The organism is Streptococcus sp. CL8.13 (genome assembly GCF_049737895.1).
Window position 1 is genome coordinate 1 of sequence record NZ_JBKOTT010000080.1, and the last position, 4,560, is coordinate 4,560.

5 protein-coding genes are annotated in these 4,560 nt (G+C 39.6%); 2 read left to right on the forward strand and 3 right to left on the reverse strand.

The window, feature by feature from the left end; genetic code table 11:
* Together ACLNCN_RS03585 and ACLNCN_RS03590 are read left to right on the forward strand one after the other, a co-directional pair.
* On the forward strand, nucleotides 1-1,692 hold a 1,692-nt coding region (locus ACLNCN_RS03585), incomplete at its 5' end, for a DUF1430 domain-containing protein (RefSeq protein WP_424844637.1).
* 1 nt (nucleotide 1,693) lies between these two features.
* Nucleotides 1,694-2,326, forward strand: coding sequence for an ABC transporter ATP-binding protein (locus tag ACLNCN_RS03590; protein WP_000571409.1), 633 nt, complete (start codon nucleotides 1,694-1,696; stop codon nucleotides 2,324-2,326).
* A gap of 294 nt (nucleotides 2,327-2,620) precedes the next feature.
* Here the strand turns inward: ACLNCN_RS03590 and tpx are convergent, their stop codons facing one another.
* From tpx to ACLNCN_RS03605, 3 genes are all read right to left on the reverse strand, one after another.
* Nucleotides 2,621-3,112 carry a thiol peroxidase gene (gene tpx / locus ACLNCN_RS03595; protein ID WP_000256026.1) on the reverse strand — a complete coding sequence of 164 codons (492 nt, stop codon included), beginning with the start codon at nucleotides 3,110-3,112 and terminating at the stop codon, nucleotides 2,621-2,623.
* Nucleotides 3,113-3,349: 237 nt separating this feature from the next.
* The gene (gene psaA, locus ACLNCN_RS03600; RefSeq protein ID WP_084888713.1) at nucleotides 3,350-4,279 is read right to left on the reverse strand and encodes a metal ABC transporter substrate-binding lipoprotein/adhesin PsaA; all 930 of its coding nucleotides are present in this window, start codon (nucleotides 4,277-4,279) and stop codon (nucleotides 3,350-3,352) included.
* 31 nt (nucleotides 4,280-4,310) lie between these two features.
* Nucleotides 4,311-4,560, reverse strand: a 250-nt coding sequence (locus tag ACLNCN_RS03605; protein WP_424844638.1) for a metal ABC transporter permease, incomplete at its 5' end; no start/stop codon positions are given.

The following is a 4,560-nucleotide window of genomic DNA, read 5'->3' on the forward strand; positions in this document are numbered from 1 at the left end:
ACAAACTATTTTGTATTCGATGGAAACCTAGATATTCACTTGCTAAGGGAGGAGCTAAGTCAACTTGGCTTGACTAACATGCACCTGATAATTCCATCTAAACTATCTACGTTAATGGCTATCTTTAGTAACGGATTTCAGTTAATCAGTCTATTGATTTTCATCTTAACCTTTGTAGCACTGACTTTAATTAGTCAAATTAGCCAATTACGGTCGTCGGGCATTCGCCTCATTTCAGGAGAGAAACGGTGGTCCATTTTCCTTAGACCAGTTGGTGAGGATTTGAAAGGGATAGCTGTTGGTTTCAGTTTAGCTGGCGTGCTCGCCATTCTTATGCAAAAAATTCTGTCGCTTCCAACGCAATCCCTAATGACCATAGGAGAAGGCTTGCTCAGTTATAATCTCATCTTGTTGTCGATCTCCCTGTTTTTCGCTCAACTCTTCGCAGTTGGGATAAAAAAGATACACCTGATGCAGATTATAAAAGGGCAAGTGCCTGTCAGAGGAATCATTAGTTTGATTTTAATCGGTCAACTATTAGCGATTATTATTGTAACGCTGGGAATAGGGAGTAGCTTAAAGTATTCCCAAGCCTGGCAACAGCATCGGATTGGACAAGAGGTTTGGAGTCAGGAAAGGCAACTGACTATCCTATCAATCAGCCGTGAAGGAACGAGTCCTGGTTTTGATGAACAAGCTCAAAGGAAATTCAGAACTTGGTATCAATTGATGGATCTGGCTGTTTCAGAACAAAAGGCTTTCTTATCTAGACACCAGTTAATTGACCGTACTTTGCAAAATGGCATGGCTTCCTCCAAAAACTTGGCAACCTCTACAGAATGGCATGATTACAGCCCGAATGGCAATGTCCTTATCGTCACACCGCAATACTTGAAGCGTCAAAACATTCCTGTAGATACAACTATTGAGCAAAAGATGAATCACCTTGATGTAGGGGAGTTTGTCTTATTGCTGCCTGAACACCTCCGTTCAGAGGAAGAACATTATAAATCTGTTTTTGAAGACGACTTAACCAGTCGCATGTCTAGTCAAGATGAACGACAGCAAATGACTGCTACGGTAGGTTATTTGGAATCAGGTCAGGATCGTTTTGTGTATAATACGACCCCTATTTCTTACCAGCAGTTTTTGAAAGATCCAATCATCATTGTTATAACACCCCAATCAACTGGTCCACAGTCCGTTTTGTTTTGGGTAGACGCAGTACAGAACTACGTTCTCTTTAATCAATTGTCTGATGCCCAGGAGCTTATCCAGAGACAAGGCATTGAAAATTGGGTCTCAGAAATGCAAACAGGTTACCACAACTACATCACATTATTGGATAATATCCAGAGGGAACGTTGGGTAATGCTAGCAGGAGCTGTGCTTGGGATTGCAACTTCAATCTTGTTGTTTAACACTATGAATAGGCTCTACTTTGAAGAATTTAGACGTGCCATTTTTATCAAACGCATTGCAGGTCTCAGGTTCTTAGAAATCCATCGCACTTATCTCTTTGCTCAACTGGGTGTGTTTTTACTGGGATTTGTTGCGAGTATATTTCTTATGGTAGAGATAGTAGTTGCTTTCTTAGTCTCGTTACTCTTTACTGGTCTATCTCTTTTACAGTTACATGTACAAATGCAGAAAGAAAACAAGATGTCCATGCTTGTTTTGAAGGGAGGTTAATATGATTGAACTTAAACAGGTGAGTAAATCTTTTGGAGAACGAGAGTTATTTTCGAATCTTTCAATAACATTTGAGGCTGGAAAAGTCTATGCCTTAATTGGTTCAAGTGGTAGCGGAAAAACAACCTTGATGAACATGATTGGGAAATTAGAATCTTATGATGGCACGATTTTTTACCGAGGTAAAGACTTGGCCAATTATAAATCGAGTGATTTTTTCCGTCACGAATTGGGCTACCTCTTCCAGAACTTTGGCTTAATTGAAAACCAAAGTATTGAAGAAAACCTTAAGCTAGGTCTCATTGGTCAAAAGTTGAGTCGGTCGGAACAGCGGTTGAGGCAGAAGCAGGCTTTAGAACAGGTCGGCCTGGCTTATCTTGACCTAGATAAGCGCATCTTTGAGTTATCGGGCGGAGAATCGCAACGGGTTGCCTTGGCAAAAGTTATCTTAAAGAATCCACCCCTTATTCTGGCGGATGAGCCAACAGCTTCAATAGACCCAGCAACCTCTCAGTTGATTATGGAGATTTTGCTATCTCTTCGAGATGATAATAGGCTAATCATTATCGCAACACATAATCCGGCAATTTGGGAGATGGCTGATGAAGTGTTCACGATGGATCGTCTGAAATAAAAATCCTTTAAACTGCAAAAAATCTTAATAATTGAAAGTTTGGTAGATGATATTTTGCAATTTTCTCTCAGAATCAATAATAGTGTAGGAGAGATTTTCCTCCTACAACCGTTTCAAAAGAAATATTTACCCATTGGGAGAAGATGTTGCAGTGGATAATGTGTTACTCACTGAAAAATATAATTTTCAACTAAAAGATTTTGAAGGATTCATTTCAAAATAAACAATAATTAAAGAATAAGAAAAATCCTCCGTTTCAAAGAGTAGGGAACTCTTTGTGACAGAGGATTTTTTCTATAGGGCTTTAGCAGCTGCAATTGCGGCTTCGAAGTTTGGTTCAGAGTTGATATTGTCCACGTATTCAACGTAGCGAATCGTATTGTCGGTATCAAGGACAAAGACTGCGCGTGCCAATAGGTGCCACTCATTGATTAAGAGAGCATAATCACGTCCAAAGGAATGGTCGAAATAGTCTGAGAGCATGATGGCATTTTCAATACCTTCAGCACCACACCAACGTTTTTGGGCAAAAGGGAGGTCCATTGAAACAGTCAAGACAACCGTATTATCCAGTCCAGCCAGTTCTTCATTAAAACGACGCGTTTGAGTTGAGCAGATGCCTGTATCGATAGAAGGCACGACACTCAAGACTTTTTTCTTTCCATCAAAATCAGCCAGAGATTTTTTAGAAAGGTCTGTTGTAGTGAGAGAAAAATCAAGCGCCTTGTCGCCGACTTGTAGTTGTTTACCTGTAAAGCTCACAGGATTTCCGAGAAAAGTTACCATAGGATACTCCAATCTTTTTTCTTCCATTTTAGCTGAAACAGCCGGAATTTTCCAATGATTTGACCGGAAATATGGGCATAGAAAAAACGCCAGCTCATGTGAGAATGACGTTTTTCAGAGGCTTATACTCAATGAAAATCAAAGAGCAAACTAGGAAGCTAGCCGCAGGTTGCTCAAAGCACCGCTTTGAGGTTGCAGATAAAGCTGACGTGGTTTGAATTTGATTTTCGAAGAGTATTATTTTGCCAATCCTTCAGCAATCTTATCAAGGTTGTATTTCATCATGTTGTAGTAGCTATCGCCTTCTTTACCTTGTTCTGCGATAGAGTCAGTAAAGATTTGTGCGTAGATTGGGATGTTTGTGTCTTGTGAAACAGTCTTCATTGGACGGTCATCCACACTTGATTCTACAAAGAGTGAAGGAACTTTTGTTTGGCGAAGTTTTTCAACCAAGGTCTTGATTTGGTCAGGTGTTCCTTCTTCTTCAGTGTTGATTTCCCAGATATAGGCACTTGGGACACCGTAGGCTTTAGAGAAGTATTTGAAGCATCCTTCGCTGGTTACGATCAATTTCTTCTCAGCAGGGATGTTGTTAAATTTCTCTTTAGCTTCCTTGTCAAGTTTGTCTAGCTTATCAGTATATTCTTTGAGATTTTTTTCGTAGAATTCCTTGTTGCTAGGGTCTTTAGCGCTCAATTGTTTTGCGATATTCTTAGCAAAAATAATCCCGTTTTCAAGGTTAAGCCAAGCGTGTGGATCTTCTTTGCCTTTTTCGTTTTGACCTTCAAGGTAGATAACATCAACGCCTTCGCTGACTGCAAAGTAGTCTTTGTTTTCAGTTTTCTTAGCATTTTCTACCAATTTTGTAAACCAAGCATTGCCACCTGTTTCAAGGTTGATACCATTATAGAAAATCAAATCAGCTTGAGAAGTTTTCTTAACGTCTTCAGGGAGTGGTTCGTATTCGTGTGGGTCTTGACCAACAGGAACGATACTGTGAAGATCAATCTTATCACCAGCAATATTTTTAGTAATATCAGCGATGATTGAGTTTGTAGCAACAACTTTTAGTTTTTGACCAGAAGCTGCATCTTTTTTTCCGCTAGCACATGCTACAAGAGCAATGACAGAAAGAAAAAGAACGAGTAATGTACCTAATTTTTTCATTAGATCCTCCAATTTATTGGGGTTTTGCCCCTTATTTTAACAAATGTTTATTTTTCAGTTTCAAATATCGTTGTTTTGGAGCGATAAAGAAGCTAATGAGAAAGAAACTAGCGGCTGTAAGCACGATACTAGAACCTGCTGCAACGTTAAAGCTATAGCCGATAAAGAGTCCCAAAACTGAAGCTGTAGCTCCAAAGGTTGAGGAAAGGAAAATCATGCTTTTCAGGCTATTAGCATAGAGATAAGCAGTTGCAGCTGGGGTAATCAGCATGGCTACAATC